The organism is Hartmannibacter diazotrophicus, from assembly GCF_900231165.1.
In the GTDB taxonomy this organism is placed as follows: domain Bacteria; phylum Pseudomonadota; class Alphaproteobacteria; order Rhizobiales; family Pleomorphomonadaceae; genus Hartmannibacter; species Hartmannibacter diazotrophicus.
This window is the reverse complement of sequence record NZ_LT960614.1, coordinates 3,433,971-3,451,415: the sequence shown is the minus strand read 5'-3', so window position 1 is coordinate 3,451,415 and position 17,445 is coordinate 3,433,971. Positions and strand designations below refer to the sequence as shown.

Genomic DNA, 17,445 nt, shown 5'->3' with positions numbered 1-17,445 from the left:
TGTTGCTGTGCGAGACAAGGGATAGGCCGCCGGCGGCGAGGTGCGTGAGTGACAAGTGTGACGGGATTTCCATGGACTCGCTGATCACCGCGGCGGCGCGGGCGCTGGCTGCCGGCGATGCGTTTTCCGCCCTGAAGCGGGTTGCCCTGCGCGAGGATGCGCCGGCTCTCGCCTTGCGCGGCACGGCCATGGCCCAGCTTGGCGACCTTGCCCGCGCCCGCGAGCTTTTCCGCAAGGCCGCGCGTGCCTTCGGTGCGACGGAGCCCCTTGCCCGTGCCCGGTGCCAGCTTGGCGAGGCCGAGATTGCGCTCGTTTCCCGCGATCTCGTCCAGGCCCTGGAGAGGCTCGATGATGCATTTGCAACGCTCGAGGCGCTTGGAGATCGCAGGAACGCAGCGCATGCGGCTTACCTGCTGGCCCGCGCCCATCTGCTGATCGGCAAACTCGAGAAGGCCGACCGGATGCTGGCGCGGATCGACTTCGACATGCTGCCATTGCCGTCGCAGGCCGGTTCCTTTCTCGTCATTGCCGGTATCGCCAGACGCCGCATCAGGACGCAGGAGGCAAAAGCCGCACTGGGGCAGGCCATGGCGGCGGCAGGAAAAGCGGGCATTGCGTCGCTGTCGGCCGAAGTCGACCTTGCGTCGCGGGCGCTTGATGCGCCTGCCGCCCGCCTTGTTGCCGGCGGCTCTGAGCGGCTTGTCCGGCTTGGCGATGTCGAGGCGCTGTTTGCCTCCGGCGCTTTCGTTGTCGACGCCTGCCGGACTACGGTCCGGTGCGGGCAGGCGGTGGTCCCGCTCGCGGGCCGTCAGGTCCTGTTTGCGCTGGCCCGCGCGCTCGCCGAGGCCTGGCCTCACGATGTCTCGCGGGAAGCGCTTCTCGTCCGCGCCTTCGGAGCGCGGCAGGCCGACGAGTCCCATCGCGCACGTCTGCGTGTTGAAATCGGCCGTCTTCGCAAGGCACTTGCCCCCTTCGCCGGACTGAAAGCCACCAAGCGCGGCTTTCTTCTGGAGCCGCTGGGGGAGGGCGACGTCGTCGTGCTTGCACCGCCTGCCGACGACGATCACGCGGCGGTCCTTGCGCTGCTCGGCGACGGCGAGGCCTGGTCGAGTTCGGCCTTGGCGCTTGCCCTTGGCGTCAGTGCGCGGACCGTGCAGCGTTCGCTCGATGCGCTGACGGCCGGCGGAAAGGTGGAATCCTTCGGGCGCGGCCGGGCCTGCCGCTGGATTGCGGCCAGCGTGCCCGGCTTCCCGACAAGCTTGTTACTCCCGGGGCCCGTGCCGGGAGGGTAAGCAGGCAATCGTCAGGACCGCTGCCGGAAGTCCGGATGTTCCGACAGCAGGACGAGTGCCCGCTTCAGCCGGGTTTCATTGAGGATCAGCAGATGAAACGCATGCCAGCAGACATTCTTCGCGAATATGGCCCCTTTCCGGGTGTCGACGCCGTCAGCGGAGTGAGCTTCGACGGAGAATCCGTCTGGTTTGGCTCCGGCGAGACGCTGAATGCCCTCAATCCGGAGAGCGGCGAGATCGGCCGCTCTCTCGGCGTCGAGGCGGATGCCGGAACGGCCTTCGACGGGACTTACCTCTACCAGATTGCGGAGACCGTGATCCGAAAGATCGATCCGGCTACGGGCGCAGTGCTCGGCTCCATTCCGGCGCCGGGGGGCGGGGGCGATTCCGGGCTTGCGTGGGCGGAAGGCAGCCTTTGGGTCGGCCAGCATCGCGGCCGGAAGATCATTCAGATCGATCCTGCGACTGGCGAGGTGATCCGCACGATCGAATCCGACCGCTTCGTCACCGGCGTCACCTGGGTCGACGGCGAGCTTTGGCACGGCACCTGGCAGGACAACGCAAGCGACGTCCGGCGTATCGACCCGAAGACGGGGGAAGTGCTTGTCAGCATGGAAATGCCGGCGGGGATGGGGGTTTCCGGGCTGGAATCCGACGGGAAAGACCGCTTCTTCTGCGGCGGAGGCAGCAGCGGCAAAGTGCGGGCGGTCCGCAGGCCGGGAAAGGCGGAGCTTGCCTCCGGGTAGGTGGCGCAAGTCGGGCGTCACCGGCTTGTTTTCCGTCCAATCGGGGCAGGGGGAGCATCAGGTGTGCCGATGGCGCCGGACGGTGCGACCGCTTCGTCCGAACAAAGCCCTCATGTTGGCCTAAAGATCTTCCGGGAGGCGTCCTTGCGAAAAAATTTTCGTGCCGATGTCGGAATGCCGTTCGAGGAGACGTCTTCAAGACGGAGCGGCAAGCAAGGCCAATGAAGCCGCCGTTCGACTGAGACGCAGTCCTAAAACGGTCTTGCACCACCGAAGCGAAAGGAAACCGTCATGCCGAACACCGTCCACCTGCATCGCGTTTTCGCCACCAAACCCGAAAAGCTCTATCGGGCCTTTCTCGAACCGGATGCCGTTGCCAGCTGGCTTCCGCCCTTCGGCTACCTCTGCACGGTGCATGAGCTGGAGGGCAAGGTCGGGGGCCGGCACAGAATGTCCTTCCGCAACTTCACGACGGGCGAGAGTCATTCCTTCGGCGGGCAATACCTGGAACTCGTGCCGGGCGAGCGGCTCGTCTATACCGACTCCTTCGACGACCCCAACCTGCCCGGCGAGATGAAGGTCACCGTGATACTGAAGGCCGTGTCGGTCGGCACCGACGTGACGATCGAGCAGCAGGGCGTTCCGGACGTCATCCCGCTCGAGGCCTGCTATCTCGGCTGGCAGGACAGCCTGCGGAAACTGGCAAAGCTCGTCGAGCCCGAGATCAACCAGTAGCCGGTCCGTCTGGTGGTGGATCCGAGGGAGTGCCGAGGATGGATCGCTGGCAGGTGCTCTGGAGCAGGCTGGATCAAAAAGGCATGGATGCCTGCCGCATCTATGCCGGCGGCGATGGCTGGACGATCGAAGGAACGGCCACCTTCGTCGACGGCGATGCGATCGCCAGCCTCTCCTACCGCCTGCTCTGCGGGCACAACTGGGCCACCCGGGAGGCCGATGTCCGGGGCTGGGTCGGCGGCCGCGAACTGTCCCTCCGGATCGGACAGAGACCCGACGGCGTCTGGGTCGTGGACGGTCGTCCCGTTGATCTCAGCCACGGTCTTCTCGACGTCGATCTCGGCTTCTCGCCCGCAAGCAACACCAATGCGATTCGCAGGCTGGACCTTGGCATCGGCGAGAAAACGGAGACGACAGCGGTCTGGCTCGATACCGCGGACTGGACCGCAAAGCCGTTGCTGCAAACCTACGAACGCATTTCCCCCACCGTGCTTGCCTATACATCACCGCGACACGGATACGAGGCTAGCCTGGTGACCAACGAGTTCGGCATCGTGCTGGACTATCCGGGTCTGTGGAAGGCGGAGTATCTCCACGCCTATTAGAGGGCGGATCAACGACAGCCCTGCTGTCTCGATCGTTCGCCGGACCGATCGAGACATGGGACGCAAAAATATTGCGGTCGGGTGTCGGAACGGGCGCGCCTCGATCGTCCTGGAAGCGGAGGACCGGAAATGCTCTACACCATGCTTTGCTATAACGACGAGGACGTCACCACCGCCTGGACGGAGGAAGAGGACGCGGCGGTCATGGCGCGTCTGAAGGTCGTTCATCGCAAGTGGGCCAAGAACTTCAAGCCCATCGTCCGGCTGATGCCGACGAGCGCGGCGACGACCTTGCGCAAGACCGAGAATGTCGTTCTCGACGGTCCCTTCGCCGAGACGAAGGAACAGCTGCTCGGCCTCTATATCCTCGATGTCGAAAATCTCGACGTGGCGCTGCAAATCGCCCGCGACCTGACGGAGGCCAATCCGGGCGGCGCCTACGAACTGCGGCCGGTCTGGATGTATTATCCGGACGGGGAGGCCATCGACGATGATCCAGCCTCCTGATCCGAACTGGATCGAGGCCCGCCTGACGGGTGCCCGGCCGCAGGTGATCGCGGCTCTCCTGCGCTATTTCCGCGATCTCGATCTTGCCGAGGAAGCGTTCCAGGAAGCCTGTCTCCGGGCCCTGAAGGCCTGGCCGAAGAACGGCCCGCCGAGGGATGCTGCCGGCTGGCTGATCATGGTCGGGCGGAACGCGGCGCTCGATCACCTGCGCCGGCAGGCCAGGCTGACCGAACTGCCCGACGAGGAAACCCTCTCCGACCGTGAGGACGCGGAACCCACCATGGCGGAGCGGCTGGATGCGGCCGACTACCGCGACGACATCCTGCGGCTTCTTTTCGTCTGCTGCCATCCGGACCTGCCGGCGACGCAGCAGATCGCGCTGGCCCTCAGGGTCGTTTCAGGCCTTTCCGTCGCCCGGATCGCTGCCGCATTCCTTGTCGGCGAGCGGGCGATGGAGCAGCGGATCACGCGCGCCAAGAGCCGCATTGCCAGTGCCGACATTCCCTTCGAGGTGCCCGGTCCGGTCGAGCGCGCGGAGCGCTTCGCGGCCGTGTCCGCGATGATCTACCTCGTCTTCAACGAAGGCTACACGGACGCCAACCCGGCGAGCGACCGGACGAGGCTTTGCGACGAGGCGCTACGCCTTGCCCGGCTCATGCTGCGCCTCTTCCCGGCGGAGCCGGAGATGATGGGTCTTCTCGCTCTGATGCTTCTCCAGCATTCGCGTCAGACGGCGCGTTTCGACGAGGATGGCGCTCCTGTCCTGCTGGACGATCAGGACCGCTCGCGATGGAACCGCGCCATGATCTCCGAGGCGCTGGCGATGATCGACAAGGCGATGCTTCACCATCGGCCCGGTCCCTATCAGATTCAGGCGGCGATCGCGGCGCTGCATGCGCGTGCCGCAAGGCCGGAGGAAACGGACTGGGCGGGCATCGACCAACTCTATGGGGCGCTCGAACGTCATGCGCCGTCGCCCGTCGTGACGCTCAACCGGGCGGTCGCCGTCTGGAAGCTGCGCGGCGCCGAGGCGGCACTGGAGATGATCGCGCCCCTGTCCGATGCGCTGGACGGATATTTCTACTTTCACGGAGTGCGCGGCACGATGCTGGAGCGGCTTGGGCGCAATGCCGATGCCCGCGAGGCTTTCCGGCGTGCCATCGCGCTCGCCAATACGCCTGGCGAAGCCGCGCATATTCGCCAGCATCTCGACCGGCTGGAAGGCACTTGCATCGAGGCCGAGAAGGCGCCCTGACCGATCCGGCTTTCGCGCCGTCCGGCAGCCTGATGCCTTTCGGCGGCATGGCGGACAAAGACGAGACAATCACGACCGAAAGTGAGGAGGACGACCATGACCAGAATGATTTTCGTCAACCTGCCGGTGAAGGACCTGGCTCGGGCGACGGCGTTCTACGAGGCGATCGGCTTTCAGAAGAACGAGCAGTTCAGCGACGAGACGTCGTCCAGCATGGTCTGGTCCGACACGATTTTCTTTCAGATCATGACGCACGAGAAATTCGCGTCCTTCATCTCCCTGCCGATCGCCGACGCGCATGAGGTCTGCCCTGCGCTTTTTGCCCTCTCGCTCGACAGCCGGGACGCGGTCGACGCCATCATGACAGCGGCCGAGGCTTCGGGCGGGCAAACGGGCGACCGGGACACGATGGATTTCGGCTGGATGTACAACCGCGCTTTCGCCGACCCGGACGGCAACATCTTCGAGGCTGTCTGGATGGACATGAGCGGCGTGCCGGCCTGATCGCCAGGAACAGTCACGCGGCGCGGGGAGGTCCATGAAGCGCTGACACTGGCGCAAGGCGCCGGGGCGCTGACCTCCAAGCCGGCCCAGAACACCTTTTACGGATTGCGTATTGGCAGGAGCGGCGCCGCCGGTGAAGAAAATTTCAGATGGTGTGTCGTGAGGCGGGAGCGTTCTTCGTCCTTGGGACAGGACGCAACGAGCACCGGAGGTCCCGATGAAATCCGTCTTCGCAGCCGCGCCTGTCAAATCCGATAGAGCGCGACAGTCAGTGGAAGTCTTCCGATGACCGTCACCATCACCGCTTTCAGGCAGTCACCGGATCGCGGCGCAGGCCTTGCCCGCGATACCCGCGTTCGCTGGGCCTTGGAAGAAGTGGGAGTGCCCTATGACGTGCGCCTCCTTTCCTTCAGGGAAATGAAAGAGGCCGGGCATCTCGCACTTCAGCCGTTCGGGCAGATCCCGACCTACGAGGACGGCGATCTTGTCCTGTTCGAGACGGGCGCGATCATCTTTCACATCGCCGAGCGCCATGCAGGCTTGCTGCCGTCCGAAACCGGCCCCCGGGCGCGCGCGATCATGTGGATGTTCGCGGCCCTCAACACCGTGGAGCCGCCGATTCTCGATCGGACGACCACGAAGCTGGCGGAGAGCGAGGAACCCTGGAGCGAGCAGCGCCTGCGCCTGACCGACGATCGCATCCGTATCCGCCTCGGCCAGCTTTCCGATCACCTGGGCGATGCCGAATGGCTGGAGGGCGGGTTCAGTGCCGGTGACCTGATGATGGTATCGGTGCTGCTCAGGCTCAAAGCGTCGGGACTTCTCGGCGAATTCCCCAACCTCGCCGCCTATGTTGCCCGCGGCGAGGACCGGCCGGCCTACAAGCGGGCATTCGCCGCACAACTGGCCGTTTTCACTGCTTTGTCGAGCCCCTGACGCGGGTCCGCCGGAGCATACCCAAGCAACGGAGGAGAAACGATATGACCAACCTCGTGACCTGCCTGTGGTTCGACCATGGCGAAGCCGGCAAGGCGGCGGCGTTCTATGCGGAGACTTTTCCCGACAGCCATGTCGACCGGGTGAACGCCTCACCGTCCGGCTTTCCCGGCGGCAAGGAAGGCGATGAACTGACGGTGGAATTCACAGTGCTCGGCCGCTCGTTCGTCGGCCTCAACGGTGGTCCGATCTTCACACCCAACGAGGCCGTCAGCTTCATGGTGTTGACCGAAGATCAGGAGGAGACCGACCGTTACTGGAGCGCGATCGTCGGCAACGGCGGCAAGGAGAGCGAGTGTGGCTGGTGCAAGGACCGCTGGGGTCATTCCTGGCAGATCACGCCGAAGCGCCTTATCGAGCTGATGACCGACCCTGACCGGGAAAAGGCCAAGCGTGCGATGGATGCGATGATGACGATGCAGAAGATCGACATCGCCGCGATCGAGGCCGCCGCGGCGAACCAGGGCTGAGCGCCATTTGGATGGTGATCAAGAGGAGGCCGTCGGGGACGCCGGCGCTGCGAGTGCCGGCGCCGCATGGGTGATGCGGGACAGATCCTCCTCGATCGGTGCCAGACGGATCGCCACGTCCGTCGCCGGACCGCTGCGAAGCGCCTCGATCTGCGGCCCGCAGGCAAAGGCTTTCGCAAGGTCCGCATCCCGAAAGAGATAGACGCTCGTGCCCTCGCCGGTGGTCTCGTCGAGGCCCCAAATTTTTGCGACTATATACGTGTGTGACCTTATCCTGAGATTGTGTTATGATCACAATACTAATCGGAGGGTGTCCTCCTGCTTCTAGGTCATGGCCAGTGTCCGAAATGCGATAAACCAACAGCGCACTTCGAAATGGAACGATGCGAGATCGGGGACAAAATCTCCGGTCCACTCTGGACCGGCGTCAGTATCGTTTGTCCGTACTGCAAAGCCATATGCGGCGTATCCATAGACCCAATCGCGATAAAGACGGATATCGTGAAGGAGGTTCTAGAGGGGCTTGGCGTAGCGCCGAGAAGGCGGTGATCGCACTACTGTTCCTGGCATCGGCATTCATCATTGACGGAACTCCAATAAAAAACCCGGCTCATTGGCCGGGTTCTATTCAATCTTCATCAACGTTCGGCAATGTTCCTGCGATATCTCGGTGCACCATGTCCGAATGTTCATCGTCGGCGCGATACGGGGTGCTTGGATCGTACCCGGCTTCTGGATGTGGCTCATTTCGTAGCCAATAGCCGTAATTTGGTATCCTGATGATGACATCTTTCATCCGCCACAACATCGTTGAAAGAACCATCTGTGGGTCTTTCCCCTGAATGGTTATTCCACGCTCGGACAGCAAGTCGAATAATTCATCGCGCGGGATTGGCTCACCCCTCTCCTGAATTATCTCGTAAGCCGCTTCGGCGACATCTTCCTTAGATGGGTTCCTCGTTCGCGGCGTGCGCTGCATGAGCGAACCACCATCCGAAATGGGCTGATCGGGAACTGAATCTTCCGCGAAAGACTGCCAATCCTTCATGAATCTGTCGATCCGATTGATCGTATCATCAATCTCTGACATCTCCTGCAAGATCACCTTTTTCCGCGCAAGTAGCTGTTCTTTCTTCATTTTTGCGTTTTCAAAAGCCTTGTCAGACATAGCGCACTCCGCCTTCTATTCCACGAGAATGTAGAACAAACGGAGACTTTTCGCAACATACGAATGCTGGCTTGAATGTCGTTTTACAATCGGTTAAGAGTCGGATAGCCCAGATACAGGAAAACCCACGAAGGCTGGCCGGCCGACGTGGGTTCCTTGGGTTACCGGACATGGGGCCCCTACGAAAAGCACCGACCATGTCTAGGCAACTGCGCCATTTCCTAACACAGGAGATGGCGCGTTGTCCATTGCGGTGCGCAACCGCAGGAGACGGCATATGGTTTGGGTTAGCCCTTACTATCGTGTCCGTTTCGGTAAGCTGGAGTATGTCCGCGGTCATTACCGCGGGTATCCGGCCTAACTGATGTGCAGATCATCCTACGGCTTGCGCTGGCGGCCCGAGGATGACGACTTGTCTTCCCTACTGCGGGAAGTCTTTGGCCGTCGCAAGGTCTCATCCTGCGGCGGCTTTTTTTGCTTCGAGCGCTCTATGCTCTCCGCAACTTCCTTCGGATCGGTACGAGCAAACCGCTCAAGCGCCTCCCCGAAATCCATATCCAGTCCGAAAGGCGGTTCGGTCTTTCGGTCTCCGGTCATGCGATCAGTTCCTTGTACCGAAGACGCCCTTCAACACAAGAGAACAGATCGTTCATACGCTCTGTCGTTTCAAGGTCGCGGCGGTTGAAGTGCCATGTCATTTCATTCACATAGCGGTTCAGGTGCTTTGGCGACACCCAATGATGAATTCCGTTGATCTGCCGCTTGAGAAGCGCCCACACACTCTCAATTCCATTCGTGTGGATAATGTAGTGGCGGACATACTCTCCGGCACTGTGGTTTACAGAGTGATGGAAATAGTCGCCTGACAAACCTTTGTACGACGGATGCTCGTCCGTCATGATCGTCGTTCCCTTCGCGACGTTCTCCCGAATTTCACCCTGCACCGTATGAACTCTCAAGTCTGACACGACACCAGCACGAAGCTCGCCTTCGCATTCCAACATACCGAGCACGATTTCCTTGCCTTTGCCGCCTTGAGTACCGCCCTTGCGGTCCTTGGCGTGTTTGTTCTTCTCCTTGCCGCCGACGAACGTTTCGTCAGTCTCGACGGTGCCTTTGAGCGGAGCATTGAATGACTGCGTACGGGCTGCATGACGCAGGCGGTGCAGAACGAACCATGCCGTTTTTTGCGTGACTTTCAGGTCCTTCGCCAACGTCGTCGAGGCAATCCCCTTTGGGTGGTTGGTGATCAGCCAGATCGCCATAAACCACTTACGAAGCGGAAGTTTCGTATCCTCAAAGATCGTTCCAACTTTGATCGAAAACCGCTTGCGGCAGTCAGAGCATTTGAACGTCTTACGGTCCGAGAAATGGTAGATACGCCCGCCATTGCAATGCGGGCAGAACTCGCCATCGCGCCAGCGGATCGAACGGAGATGATCCACACAGGACTGTTCATCCGGGAAGGCATCCATCAGATCGAAAAGGCTGTCGAAGCGAAACATGGCGATCTCCGTTTATGAAGACACCATAGCCTCAATTCCAGTTTGGGTCTAACAGGTATATAGGTCCCCATATTTTCCAGACAAGCCCCGGCGCCCGGGTGATCCCGGCCGCGGGTTCCCGGGCATGCTGCCGAAAGACGCCGGCTTCGATACGCAGACGATAGGTCACCATCAGGAGGGTTGCGGTCATGGATCGTCGTCCTTTGCGGGGGCGAGGGGAATGACAGCGGCCCGCCGCGCCCGGATCGGCCAGTGGGTCCGGTATCCGGCTCGCGGCGGCGGCATCAGGCGGCCCGTTCAGCGCCCTTGCCCAGTTGCGAGAGGAGCAACGGCTCGTTGATCGTCAGCCAGGTTTCGGCGATCTTGCCGTCCTCCATCCGATAGAGAGCGACGCCGTCGAAGACGACGCGCGCGCCGCCGGGCGCAATGTTCCGGAACTCGCCGGAATGCGTCGCCCAGATTTCCCAGTGTGCCGACACGAACTCCTCGGTCGCGATGGTCTTGAGCGTCGAAAAGCTCATGTCGCTGAAGGACTGGCGGAAGACGCGGAAGAAGGTCTTGTAGCTTTCCCGGTCGCGGAACTCCCCGTCTGGAAAGCCGGGAAATCCGTGGCAGACGATATGCGGCACGACGGTCTCGTCGATCACCGCAACGTCCTCGATATTGGCGGAATGGGTGCCGGCCAGGAAACGGGCCACCGTTTCCCGGTTCTGCCGGATGATGGCATTGGTCATGGGGTTCTCCTTTCTGTCTGTTCACGACGGGGTCCGAGGAAGCCCTTCGCGTTCGTCCTGCCTGTCGGTCAGCGGACTGGTCTTCCGGTTTTCAGAGCCATGCGGATGTTCGAGCGCTCAAGGCCGATGTCGCGCAGGAGGTCGTCATCCAGTTCTTCCACGTGGCGCAGGTCGCGGCTTATCCGCAGATGACCGCGAAAGCGCTTCAGGATGGCGGTGAAGAACGAGCGGCGGCGCTGCGATGGCGCCGGGCAGCAGAGCGTGGTCGTGGTCATGTCAGGGTCCTTTCTAGGATCGGGTCAGCAGGGTCTCGATCTGCCGGATGGTTTCGGGAGGCACGGCATCGGTCGTGCCGCGGGCGTAGGCGTGCCGGATGACCGATGTCAGGGGAGCAAGGCCGCGCGCGTCCGGCAGATGACCGGACAGCAGGTGCTCGGGCGCCAACCGCTCGAGACCGGAGAGCATGCGGCCGAGTGTTGGCTGGTCCATATGCGCCAGCCAGGGTGCGTCGACGCTCGACCAGCCGACCAGTCCGTCGCGCAGGGTCTCCGCGGCGATCTCGTCGACCGACGCTGCCTCCGCCGGCAGCAGTGCCCCGAAGGCATCGGCGGCGAAGTAGGCCCGGTCGACCGGATCGAAGAAGCCCATGGTCTCCGGCGCGTCGTAATAGGGCGGCCTCACCTGGTGCAGACGGTGGCCGCCAACCTCGAAGACCTCGCCGGGCTGGAGCAGATGCAGGCGAGCTGGATCCCCCTTTCCCAGCAACTGCATCTTGCCGGCCCCCAGGAAATTGGTGACGACGCGGGCGTTCGGGGCGAGGTCGAGAATACGGTCGAGGTTGCCGATGTGGTCGGCGTCGGTGTGGCTGAGCCAGATGTAGCGAAGGTCGGCCGGGTCGATGCGCGCGGCGAGCGCCGCGACGAACGCATCGGAAAGAGCGGCAAGCCCGGTGTCGACCAGCATCGGTTCCGGTCCGGCCAGCAGAAAGGCATTGACCGGCAAGACGCCGAGATCGGGCACCGGCAGCCAGCCGGGAATGACGTGCCAGTCGCCGGCGATACGACGGATCGGGCCCTGGCGGGGGGCAGGTTGCTGGGACATCGGCAACTCCCTGAAGCGATGGATTTTTGTGGATTTCAGCGCGAAGGGGGCGCTGCGACCTGACGCGCCGCGCGCAGCGCGGCTGCACCGCCTGTCATGACGTCCCTGGCGTGACCGTCGCCGGAGAGACCGAGCCGCACCTTCAGCAGGCTGGGCGAGGCGGGGCGCATATGCCGGCCCTGCTCGATGCGGAACTCGGGACCGGGACGGCCGGCGATGTCATGCAGGACGGCGCCTAGGGCTCCAGCCGCCATGCCGGTCGCGCTTTCCTCAGGAATGCCGTAGCGCGGCGCGAACATCCGCGTCGTAACGTCGCCCGCACCGGAGGCGGGGTCGGCGGCGAAGAGATAGAATCCGGTGAGGTCCAGCGTCTCGCTGATTGCCAGGAGAGCGGCCTGATCCGGAACGACGCCAGCCAGATCGGCCTCGCCGCGCAAGGCGATCATGATGAAAGGACCGCCGGCATCGGCAATCAATGGCTCGAAGGTGGCATCGAGCTGCGAGGGCGTCAGGCCAAGCGCCGCCAGCACATCCGTCAGGCGCACACCGGTCCATTCCGCCTGAAAACGGTAGCGCGGTTCGCGCTGCGCCATGAATATCTCGTTGTCGGTCACGACGATGCGGCGAACGCCGTCCTGAATTTCCTTCGATGTTTTGCCGGGCCGAATGCGACCGGTCTCGCGCAGCAGCCAGAAGGCCGCGACGGTGGCATGGCCGCAATCGGCGATCCGCCGTGTCGGCGTGAAGAAATCGAGCCGGGCGCCGGCCGCGGTCAGGCGCGAGACGAAGACCGTCTCCGAATATCCGGCGTCCGCGGCAATCGCCTGCATGTGCGTTTCGGCGAGGCCATCGGCGTCCAGAACGACGCCTGCGAGGTTGCCGCCGTCCTCGCCCCGCGTGAAGGCGGCGACAACATGGAGGGTGACTTCGGGGATGGTCTCCAGTTCATGGGTCGGCATCGGCGATCTCCGTCGGTTCGGGCTTTCGGTGACGCCTTTCTTGCTCGAAACGGCCTTCCGACCCATAGTCGCGGCCTCAGCTATGCATGAGGTCGTTTCATGAATGAACGGACGATAGAGACGCTGGTCGACCGCCTGCTCTCGGTGGCGCCGCTGTTGAAGGCGATCGCGGAGGAGGGCAGCTTCGCCGGAGCGGCGGACCGTCTGGATCTCGATCCGAGCGCGGTAAGCCACCGCATCCGCGCGCTGGAACGGTTGCTCGGTCTGACGCTTTTCGAGCGGACGACACGCCGCGTCGTGCCGACACGGTCCGGCGCCATCCTCTGCGACGCGTCGCGTGACGTTGTCAGCGAATTGACCCGCGCGCTCGCTGCGGCGCGTGAGGTGCGTCGTTTGCCGACCATTCGGCTGTCGGTGATGTCGTCACTGGCCATGAAATGGCTGGTGCCGCGCCTGCCCCTCGCTCGAGAGGCCGGGATCGACGTTTCCGTGGAGATCATGGAGGGACTTGTCGAGCTCGGGCATGCCGGCGTGGATGCGGCGTTGCGTTTCGGTGTCGGTCCCTATCCCGGCCTTCATTCCAGGCGCTTGCTTCGATGCAGCCTTCAGCCCGTCGTTGCACCGTCTCTGGTCCGCAAGAACGCTGCGCCCATGGACCCGCTCGTGCCGGACGGTCTGCTTCTGCTTGGCGACACGGGAAGCGGCCGATGGAGCGGGCTGGTGGCCTGGGAGACCTATGCCCGTGGCCTCGGCCGAACGATCGACCCCGCCGTCTCCCGACAGGATTTCGACCGTGCCGACGTGATGCTCCAGGCGGCCATCGGCGGGCTCGGCATCGCGCTCGGCCGCACGCTGCTGATCGAGGATGACATCGCGAACGGGCTGCTCGTGCCGATTGGCCCTCCGGTGCCGATTGACGCCAGCTATTGGCTGGTGACGTCCCACGAACAGGCGGGCTCCGAAGCCATCGAGGCACTGGCACGGTGGCTGAGCGGCCTTCTGTCGACCGCCGGGCCAGATGGAGCAAAGGCCGGACATCTCTGAGCGAATTTCGTCAGATTCGGGTCTCCGCGATGCCAGCCCGATCCGGGTCGTCGCCGCGGCGATCGGCGACGATCAGCTTGTGACTGGCAACACGCTCCGGGCGAAGAATGTGCACGAGGACGCCGGAGCGCGGTGGCGTCAGTGGGCGTGAAAGTCCTTTGCCTCGGGCGTCAGCATGATCGTGTTGATCGTCAGGCCCGCGTCCTTGAACGTGTCGATGGAGCCGAGCTTCTTGCCTGCCACCAGATCGATCACAGAGATCGAACCGTCGTTCATGCCCGGGATGTTGATCAGGCTGTTCTGCACATAGGCGCGGTTGCCGTCGGGCGAGAACACCAGGTGATGGGCGCCGCCCGCCGCCTCGACCGCGTAGAGGTGCCTGGGCGCACGTGGATCGGAGATGTCGAAGGCGTTCAGATGCCCCGGCAGCGCCGTGGTCACGTAGGCCCGGTCGCCCGCGGCATTGAAGTAGACCTCAAGCGCCATGCCCTGGCCGATCGCGGCGAAATCGAAATCTCCGCGGAAGGCGAACGTCTCGGTCTCCGGCTGCCATTCGGCGATCCAGATGCGGCCTTCGATCATGTTGGTGATGTAGGCAATCGGCGGCTCAGTTCCGGGGACGAAGAACGCCTCGACGGGCGCCGTGCCCGACGGCGACGGCTTGTCGGAAACCTTGTGCGTCGACAATACCTTGCCGGTACTCGGCTGGATGACCACGATCGCTTCGCCGGCATCCGTCGGGTCCTTCGGGTTGATGGTGCTCGTCACCAGCATGCGGTCGATGCCGTCATGGACGGTGATGCCGTGCGGGTAGGGCACAGGCATCTGCATGGTTTCGAGCACCTCGTCCGACTTCGCGTCGCCGACGATGACGATCGAGCTGCCCATGCAGGTGAGATACCAGCGATTCTGTGCCTCGGAAAAGGCGACGTCCTCGCCCACGTCACAGCCGGGAACCGGCACGACTTTGGTCCGGTAGGGAAAGCTTGTGACGTCGAGAACCCGCAACTCGGAGCGGCCAAGCGAGGTGAGGTAGGCCCGGTCGCGCGCGGGATTGTAGAAGATGTGATGCGAGATCAGGTCCGGCGGCAGCGGGATCTGGGCGAGAATCCGCCCATAGTCCGGCGCGTCCGGGTCGAGTTCGACGAATGCGATGCCCTCCTGGCGGACCGCCTGTTGGCCCTTGGTCTCGTAGAGGATCAGGGCCGGTTGCTCCGCCTGCGCGGGACGGAAGGCCCCGGCCAATGTGATGGCTGCGGCGAGCGCGGCGACTGCGAGTATCTTTTTCATGGTCGTTTCCCGTGTCTTCCTGTCTTTGGCGAAGGGAAGGTATGACCGTCTCCGCACGCCCTTCACGCGCGAAGTGGGGAACCGCCCGGTTTCCTGGGTCCGGGCCGGCGGTTCAGTGATTGGGGTCTGTCTGGCGCGGCTTCCGGGCCCCGGTCGTCGGAACCGTCGGAAGTGTCTTTCCGAGTTGACCGAAGGGATGCCTCACCTCAGCGCCGCACCTCGAAGATGAGGTTGAAAGGCGTTTCCACGGCGCGGCGGAAATGCGTGAAGCCCGCCTTGCGGAAAACCTCGGCGAGGCGCGCCTCGCCGGCCTGTGCTCCCAGCACCATGTGTCCGCCCTCGGAGATGGCGTGTGCGGTGCAGATCACGGTCGAAGCCGAGTAGTAGAGTTGCGCCACCGGAGAGAGGTTGTCCCTGACGTGGTCGCGCGCGAACGGCTCGACCAGCAGCACCGTGCCGCCGGGCGCGATGGTCTTCGCCGCGTGGCGGGCCGCGGCGACCGGGTCTCCGAGATCGTGAAGGATGTCGAAGAAGCAGATCAGGCCATATTGCCCGTCCGGATAGTCGTCGGCCCGCGCCAGTCCGTATTCGATCCGATCCGACAGGCCGGCGACTTCGGCATTGCGCCGCGCCTCGACGAGCGAGCCAGGATGCGTGTCAAAGCCGTGAAAACGCGAGTTCGGGAAGGCTTTCGCCATCAGCAGCGTCGAGTGGCCATAGCCGCAGCCGACGTCGGCAACCGCGATGCCGGCCTCAAGCTCCTCGACCACGCCATCCAGCGCCGGCAGCCATTGCGGCACGAGGGCGGCGCGGTAGCCGTTGCGGAAGAACGCCGCCGAGCCGCACGAAAGCCGTCCGTCATGCTCGCCCCAGGCGACGCCCTTGCCGGTTCGGAAGGCCTCAAGCGATTTGGCCTCATCGAACCACATCGATGCCGGCACGTTCCAGGCGTGCGGGATGTAGACGGGGCTGTCCTCGTCGGCCAGCACCATCGCCTGTTCGGGCAGCAGTTCGTAGGTATCGCTCGCCCCGTGGTAGGCGATGTAGCCGCCGGCGGCCTGGGCATTGAGCCATTCGCCGACATAGCGCTCGGCGCAGCCGGCGCGCTTGGCGACTTCCTTGGCGCTCAACGGGCCGGCACCGGCCATTGCCTTGTAGAGACCGAGCTTGCTGCCAAGGCTCACCATCACGCCGGTATACCCGGCCGTGAGGTCGCCGATGGCACGTGTGGCGAAGGCGTCGAGCCTTGCCTGATCGATCTTCGGTGTATCCAGCATCGCGATATTCCCTGGTTGAGTTGCACTTGGATGCGGCTCTGGTGTAGGCCGTTGGGGAGCCGGCGCGACAGAGCGGCTTTCGCCCGCAATCGGTCCGAACGTGCCATGTCGGGCGCTTTCTCGCGGCGCGGCGCGAAAGGCCACGATGTCCAGACAGGCGAACCAGACCGGATCTGTCCCGCTGCGGGTCTGCCTCTTGGCGCTGCCGGATGCGGTCATCTCGACGCTGGCCGGGCTCTACGATGTCCTGAACGGGGTCTCGATGATGGGGATCGCCCGCCCCGGAACGGAGCATCCCTTCAAGGTCGAGATCGTCTGCGAGGAAGCGGGCCTGTTGCAGCTGGCCAGCGGCGTTCCCATCGAGGTCCAGCGCCCGATCGAAGACATTGCGGCGTGCGACATCCTCATCGTCCCGTCGGTCCTGCTCAAACCGGGCGGATGGCAAACGGGTCGCTACCCGCGCCTGGTGGACTGGATTGTGCGCATGCACGACGGCGGTGCGAGGCTGTGCTCGGCCTGCTCCGGGGTCTTCCTGCTGGCCGAGACGGGGCTGTTCGACGGCAGGGACGCGACCGTCCATTTCGGCTACGCGGACCAGTTCGCGGCCTGCTACCCGACCATCCAGATCCATCCCGAGCGCGTGCTGGTGATCTCGGGAACGCGCGAAGATCTCGTCAGCTCGGGCGCGTCGAACACCTGGCACGACCTGGTGCTCTACCTCATCGCCCATCATGTCGGCGCGACCGTCGCACAGGAGGTGGCGCGCATGTTCGCGCTGCAATGGCACCAGGACGGGCTGACCCCCTACATGATCTTCGAGGGCAGGACCGACCACGGCGATGCCGAAATCCTGAATGCGCAGGAGTGGCTTGCGACCAACTTCTCGATCGCCAATCCCGTGGAAGAGATGATCAGGCGCTCGAAACTCGCCGAACGCACGTTCAAGCGGCGCTTCGCCGATGCGACCGGGATCGCGCCTCTTGCGTATGTGCAACGCCTGCGGATCGAGGATGCGAAGCGGCGGCTGGAGCGCACGGATTCACCCGTGGATGAGATCAGTTGGCGGGTGGGCTACGAAGACGCCGCGTTTTTCCGCCGTCTGTTCAAGCGCACCATTGGAATGACGCCGGGCGCCTATCGGCGGCGGTTCCAGATTCCGGAGTTCGCGCGTCGATAGGCGCCTGTATCCCCTCTCGGACACGAACCCCTCAAGCAATCGTGACTATCCATTCGGGCCCTTGAGGCAGACCGAACGGA

The 17,445-nt window shown here is 63.6% G+C and carries 21 protein-coding genes; 11 read left to right on the top strand and 10 right to left on the bottom strand.

Annotated elements, in window-relative coordinates; all coding sequences use genetic code 11:
- The first annotated feature begins 71 nt into the window (after positions 1–71).
- From HDIA_RS16105 to HDIA_RS16065, 9 genes are all read left to right on the top strand, one after another.
- The gene (locus HDIA_RS16105; RefSeq protein WP_099557084.1) at positions 72–1,292 is read left to right on the top strand and encodes a helix-turn-helix domain-containing protein; all 1,221 of its coding nucleotides are present in this window, start codon (positions 72–74) and stop codon (positions 1,290–1,292) included.
- A gap of 92 nt (positions 1,293–1,384) precedes the next feature.
- Entirely contained in the window at positions 1,385–2,038 is a 654-nt protein-coding gene (locus HDIA_RS16100) for a Vgb family protein (protein ID WP_099558950.1), read from the top strand.
- 291 nt (positions 2,039–2,329) lie between these two features.
- Entirely contained in the window at positions 2,330–2,773 is a 444-nt protein-coding gene (locus HDIA_RS16095) for an SRPBCC family protein (protein ID WP_099557083.1), read from the top strand.
- 38 nt (positions 2,774–2,811) lie between these two features.
- Positions 2,812–3,378, top strand: coding sequence for a putative glycolipid-binding domain-containing protein (locus HDIA_RS16090; protein WP_099557082.1), 567 nt, complete (start codon positions 2,812–2,814; stop codon positions 3,376–3,378).
- 129 nt (positions 3,379–3,507) lie between these two features.
- Entirely contained in the window at positions 3,508–3,885 is a 378-nt protein-coding gene (locus HDIA_RS16085; protein WP_099557081.1) for a YciI family protein, read from the top strand.
- On the top strand, positions 3,869–5,140 hold the full coding sequence (locus tag HDIA_RS16080; RefSeq protein WP_099557080.1) for an RNA polymerase sigma factor: 1,272 nt from the start codon (positions 3,869–3,871) through the stop codon (positions 5,138–5,140). The genes HDIA_RS16085 and HDIA_RS16080 overlap by 17 nt, the downstream gene beginning before the upstream one ends.
- A 96-nt stretch (positions 5,141–5,236) precedes the next feature.
- Entirely contained in the window at positions 5,237–5,644 is a 408-nt protein-coding gene (locus HDIA_RS16075) for a VOC family protein (protein ID WP_099557079.1), read from the top strand.
- 285 nt (positions 5,645–5,929) lie between these two features.
- The gene (locus HDIA_RS16070) at positions 5,930–6,580 is read left to right on the top strand and encodes a glutathione S-transferase family protein (protein WP_099557078.1); all 651 of its coding nucleotides are present in this window, start codon (positions 5,930–5,932) and stop codon (positions 6,578–6,580) included.
- Positions 6,581–6,624: 44 nt separating this feature from the next.
- Positions 6,625–7,110, top strand: coding sequence for a VOC family protein (locus tag HDIA_RS16065; RefSeq protein WP_099557077.1), 486 nt, complete (start codon positions 6,625–6,627; stop codon positions 7,108–7,110).
- Between the two features lie 18 nt (positions 7,111–7,128).
- Here the strand turns inward: HDIA_RS16065 and HDIA_RS26115 are convergent, their stop codons facing one another.
- From HDIA_RS26115 to HDIA_RS16035, 8 genes are all read right to left on the bottom strand, one after another.
- Positions 7,129–7,383, bottom strand: coding sequence for a YdhR family protein (locus HDIA_RS26115; RefSeq protein ID WP_157775817.1), 255 nt, complete (start codon positions 7,381–7,383; stop codon positions 7,129–7,131).
- A 355-nt stretch (positions 7,384–7,738) separates the two neighbouring features.
- A complete protein-coding gene (locus HDIA_RS16060) occupies positions 7,739–8,278 on the bottom strand; it encodes a hypothetical protein (protein ID WP_099557076.1) in 540 nt (179 codons plus the stop codon).
- Between the two features lie 378 nt (positions 8,279–8,656).
- Positions 8,657–8,875, bottom strand: coding sequence for a hypothetical protein (locus HDIA_RS25410; protein ID WP_157775693.1), 219 nt, complete (start codon positions 8,873–8,875; stop codon positions 8,657–8,659).
- A complete protein-coding gene (locus HDIA_RS16055) occupies positions 8,872–9,783 on the bottom strand; it encodes an IS1595 family transposase (protein ID WP_099557075.1) in 912 nt (303 codons plus the stop codon). The genes HDIA_RS25410 and HDIA_RS16055 overlap by 4 nt, the downstream gene beginning before the upstream one ends.
- 284 nt (positions 9,784–10,067) lie before the next feature.
- The gene (locus HDIA_RS16050; protein ID WP_099557074.1) at positions 10,068–10,517 is read right to left on the bottom strand and encodes an ester cyclase; all 450 of its coding nucleotides are present in this window, start codon (positions 10,515–10,517) and stop codon (positions 10,068–10,070) included.
- 68 nt (positions 10,518–10,585) lie between these two features.
- Positions 10,586–10,792, bottom strand: a complete 207-nt coding sequence (locus tag HDIA_RS16045; protein WP_099557073.1) for a DUF1127 domain-containing protein — start codon at positions 10,790–10,792, stop codon at positions 10,586–10,588.
- Between the two features lie 13 nt (positions 10,793–10,805).
- Positions 10,806–11,618: an MBL fold metallo-hydrolase gene (locus tag HDIA_RS16040; protein ID WP_099557072.1), complete on the bottom strand. Its 813-nt coding sequence runs from the start codon at positions 11,616–11,618 to the stop codon at positions 10,806–10,808.
- A gap of 35 nt (positions 11,619–11,653) precedes the next feature.
- Entirely contained in the window at positions 11,654–12,577 is a 924-nt protein-coding gene (locus tag HDIA_RS16035) for a PhzF family phenazine biosynthesis protein (protein ID WP_099557071.1), read from the bottom strand.
- Between the two features lie 99 nt (positions 12,578–12,676).
- On the opposite strand from HDIA_RS16035, the gene HDIA_RS16030 reads away from it, so the two are divergent.
- Entirely contained in the window at positions 12,677–13,621 is a 945-nt protein-coding gene (locus HDIA_RS16030) for a LysR substrate-binding domain-containing protein (RefSeq protein ID WP_099557070.1), read from the top strand.
- A gap of 138 nt (positions 13,622–13,759) precedes the next feature.
- On the opposite strand, the gene HDIA_RS16025 is transcribed toward HDIA_RS16030, so the two are convergent.
- Positions 13,760–14,911 carry a YncE family protein gene (locus HDIA_RS16025; RefSeq protein WP_197708037.1) on the bottom strand — a complete coding sequence of 384 codons (1,152 nt, stop codon included), beginning with the start codon at positions 14,909–14,911 and terminating at the stop codon, positions 13,760–13,762.
- Positions 14,912–15,117: 206 nt separating this feature from the next.
- Positions 15,118–16,188, bottom strand: coding sequence for a class I SAM-dependent methyltransferase (locus tag HDIA_RS16020; protein ID WP_099557069.1), 1,071 nt, complete (start codon positions 16,186–16,188; stop codon positions 15,118–15,120).
- A gap of 145 nt (positions 16,189–16,333) precedes the next feature.
- Between HDIA_RS16020 and HDIA_RS16015 the strand changes: the two genes are divergently transcribed.
- The gene (locus HDIA_RS16015; protein ID WP_099557068.1) at positions 16,334–17,365 is read left to right on the top strand and encodes a GlxA family transcriptional regulator; all 1,032 of its coding nucleotides are present in this window, start codon (positions 16,334–16,336) and stop codon (positions 17,363–17,365) included.
- Positions 17,366–17,445 lie beyond the last annotated feature (80 nt).

What these genes read in the sequence shown, in the direction of transcription:
- HDIA_RS16060 (WP_099557076.1), bottom strand. Translation starts at nt 8,278, where the DNA reads ATGTCTGACAAGGCTTTTGAAAACGCAAAAATGAAGAAAGAACAGCTA.
- HDIA_RS16075 (WP_099557079.1), top strand. Translation starts at nt 5,237, where the DNA reads ATGACCAGAATGATTTTCGTCAACCTGCCGGTGAAGGACCTGGCTCGG.
- HDIA_RS16100 (WP_099558950.1), top strand. Translation starts at nt 1,385, where the DNA reads ATGAAACGCATGCCAGCAGACATTCTTCGCGAATATGGCCCCTTTCCG.
- HDIA_RS25410 (WP_157775693.1), bottom strand. Translation starts at nt 8,875, where the DNA reads ATGACCGGAGACCGAAAGACCGAACCGCCTTTCGGACTGGATATGGAT.
- HDIA_RS16065 (WP_099557077.1), top strand. Translation starts at nt 6,625, where the DNA reads ATGACCAACCTCGTGACCTGCCTGTGGTTCGACCATGGCGAAGCCGGC.
- HDIA_RS16025 (WP_197708037.1), bottom strand. Translation starts at nt 14,911, where the DNA reads ATGAAAAAGATACTCGCAGTCGCCGCGCTCGCCGCAGCCATCACATTG.
- HDIA_RS16040 (WP_099557072.1), bottom strand. Translation starts at nt 11,618, where the DNA reads ATGTCCCAGCAACCTGCCCCCCGCCAGGGCCCGATCCGTCGTATCGCC.
- HDIA_RS16055 (WP_099557075.1), bottom strand. Translation starts at nt 9,783, where the DNA reads ATGTTTCGCTTCGACAGCCTTTTCGATCTGATGGATGCCTTCCCGGAT.
- HDIA_RS16015 (WP_099557068.1), top strand. Translation starts at nt 16,334, where the DNA reads ATGTCCAGACAGGCGAACCAGACCGGATCTGTCCCGCTGCGGGTCTGC.
- HDIA_RS16090 (WP_099557082.1), top strand. Translation starts at nt 2,812, where the DNA reads ATGGATCGCTGGCAGGTGCTCTGGAGCAGGCTGGATCAAAAAGGCATG.
- HDIA_RS16085 (WP_099557081.1), top strand. Translation starts at nt 3,508, where the DNA reads ATGCTCTACACCATGCTTTGCTATAACGACGAGGACGTCACCACCGCC.
- HDIA_RS16105 (WP_099557084.1), top strand. Translation starts at nt 72, where the DNA reads ATGGACTCGCTGATCACCGCGGCGGCGCGGGCGCTGGCTGCCGGCGAT.
- HDIA_RS16070 (WP_099557078.1), top strand. Translation starts at nt 5,930, where the DNA reads ATGACCGTCACCATCACCGCTTTCAGGCAGTCACCGGATCGCGGCGCA.
- HDIA_RS16030 (WP_099557070.1), top strand. Translation starts at nt 12,677, where the DNA reads ATGAATGAACGGACGATAGAGACGCTGGTCGACCGCCTGCTCTCGGTG.
- HDIA_RS16080 (WP_099557080.1), top strand. Translation starts at nt 3,869, where the DNA reads ATGATCCAGCCTCCTGATCCGAACTGGATCGAGGCCCGCCTGACGGGT.
- HDIA_RS16020 (WP_099557069.1), bottom strand. Translation starts at nt 16,188, where the DNA reads ATGCTGGATACACCGAAGATCGATCAGGCAAGGCTCGACGCCTTCGCC.
- HDIA_RS16035 (WP_099557071.1), bottom strand. Translation starts at nt 12,577, where the DNA reads ATGCCGACCCATGAACTGGAGACCATCCCCGAAGTCACCCTCCATGTT.
- HDIA_RS16050 (WP_099557074.1), bottom strand. Translation starts at nt 10,517, where the DNA reads ATGACCAATGCCATCATCCGGCAGAACCGGGAAACGGTGGCCCGTTTC.
- HDIA_RS16045 (WP_099557073.1), bottom strand. Translation starts at nt 10,792, where the DNA reads ATGACCACGACCACGCTCTGCTGCCCGGCGCCATCGCAGCGCCGCCGC.
- HDIA_RS16095 (WP_099557083.1), top strand. Translation starts at nt 2,330, where the DNA reads ATGCCGAACACCGTCCACCTGCATCGCGTTTTCGCCACCAAACCCGAA.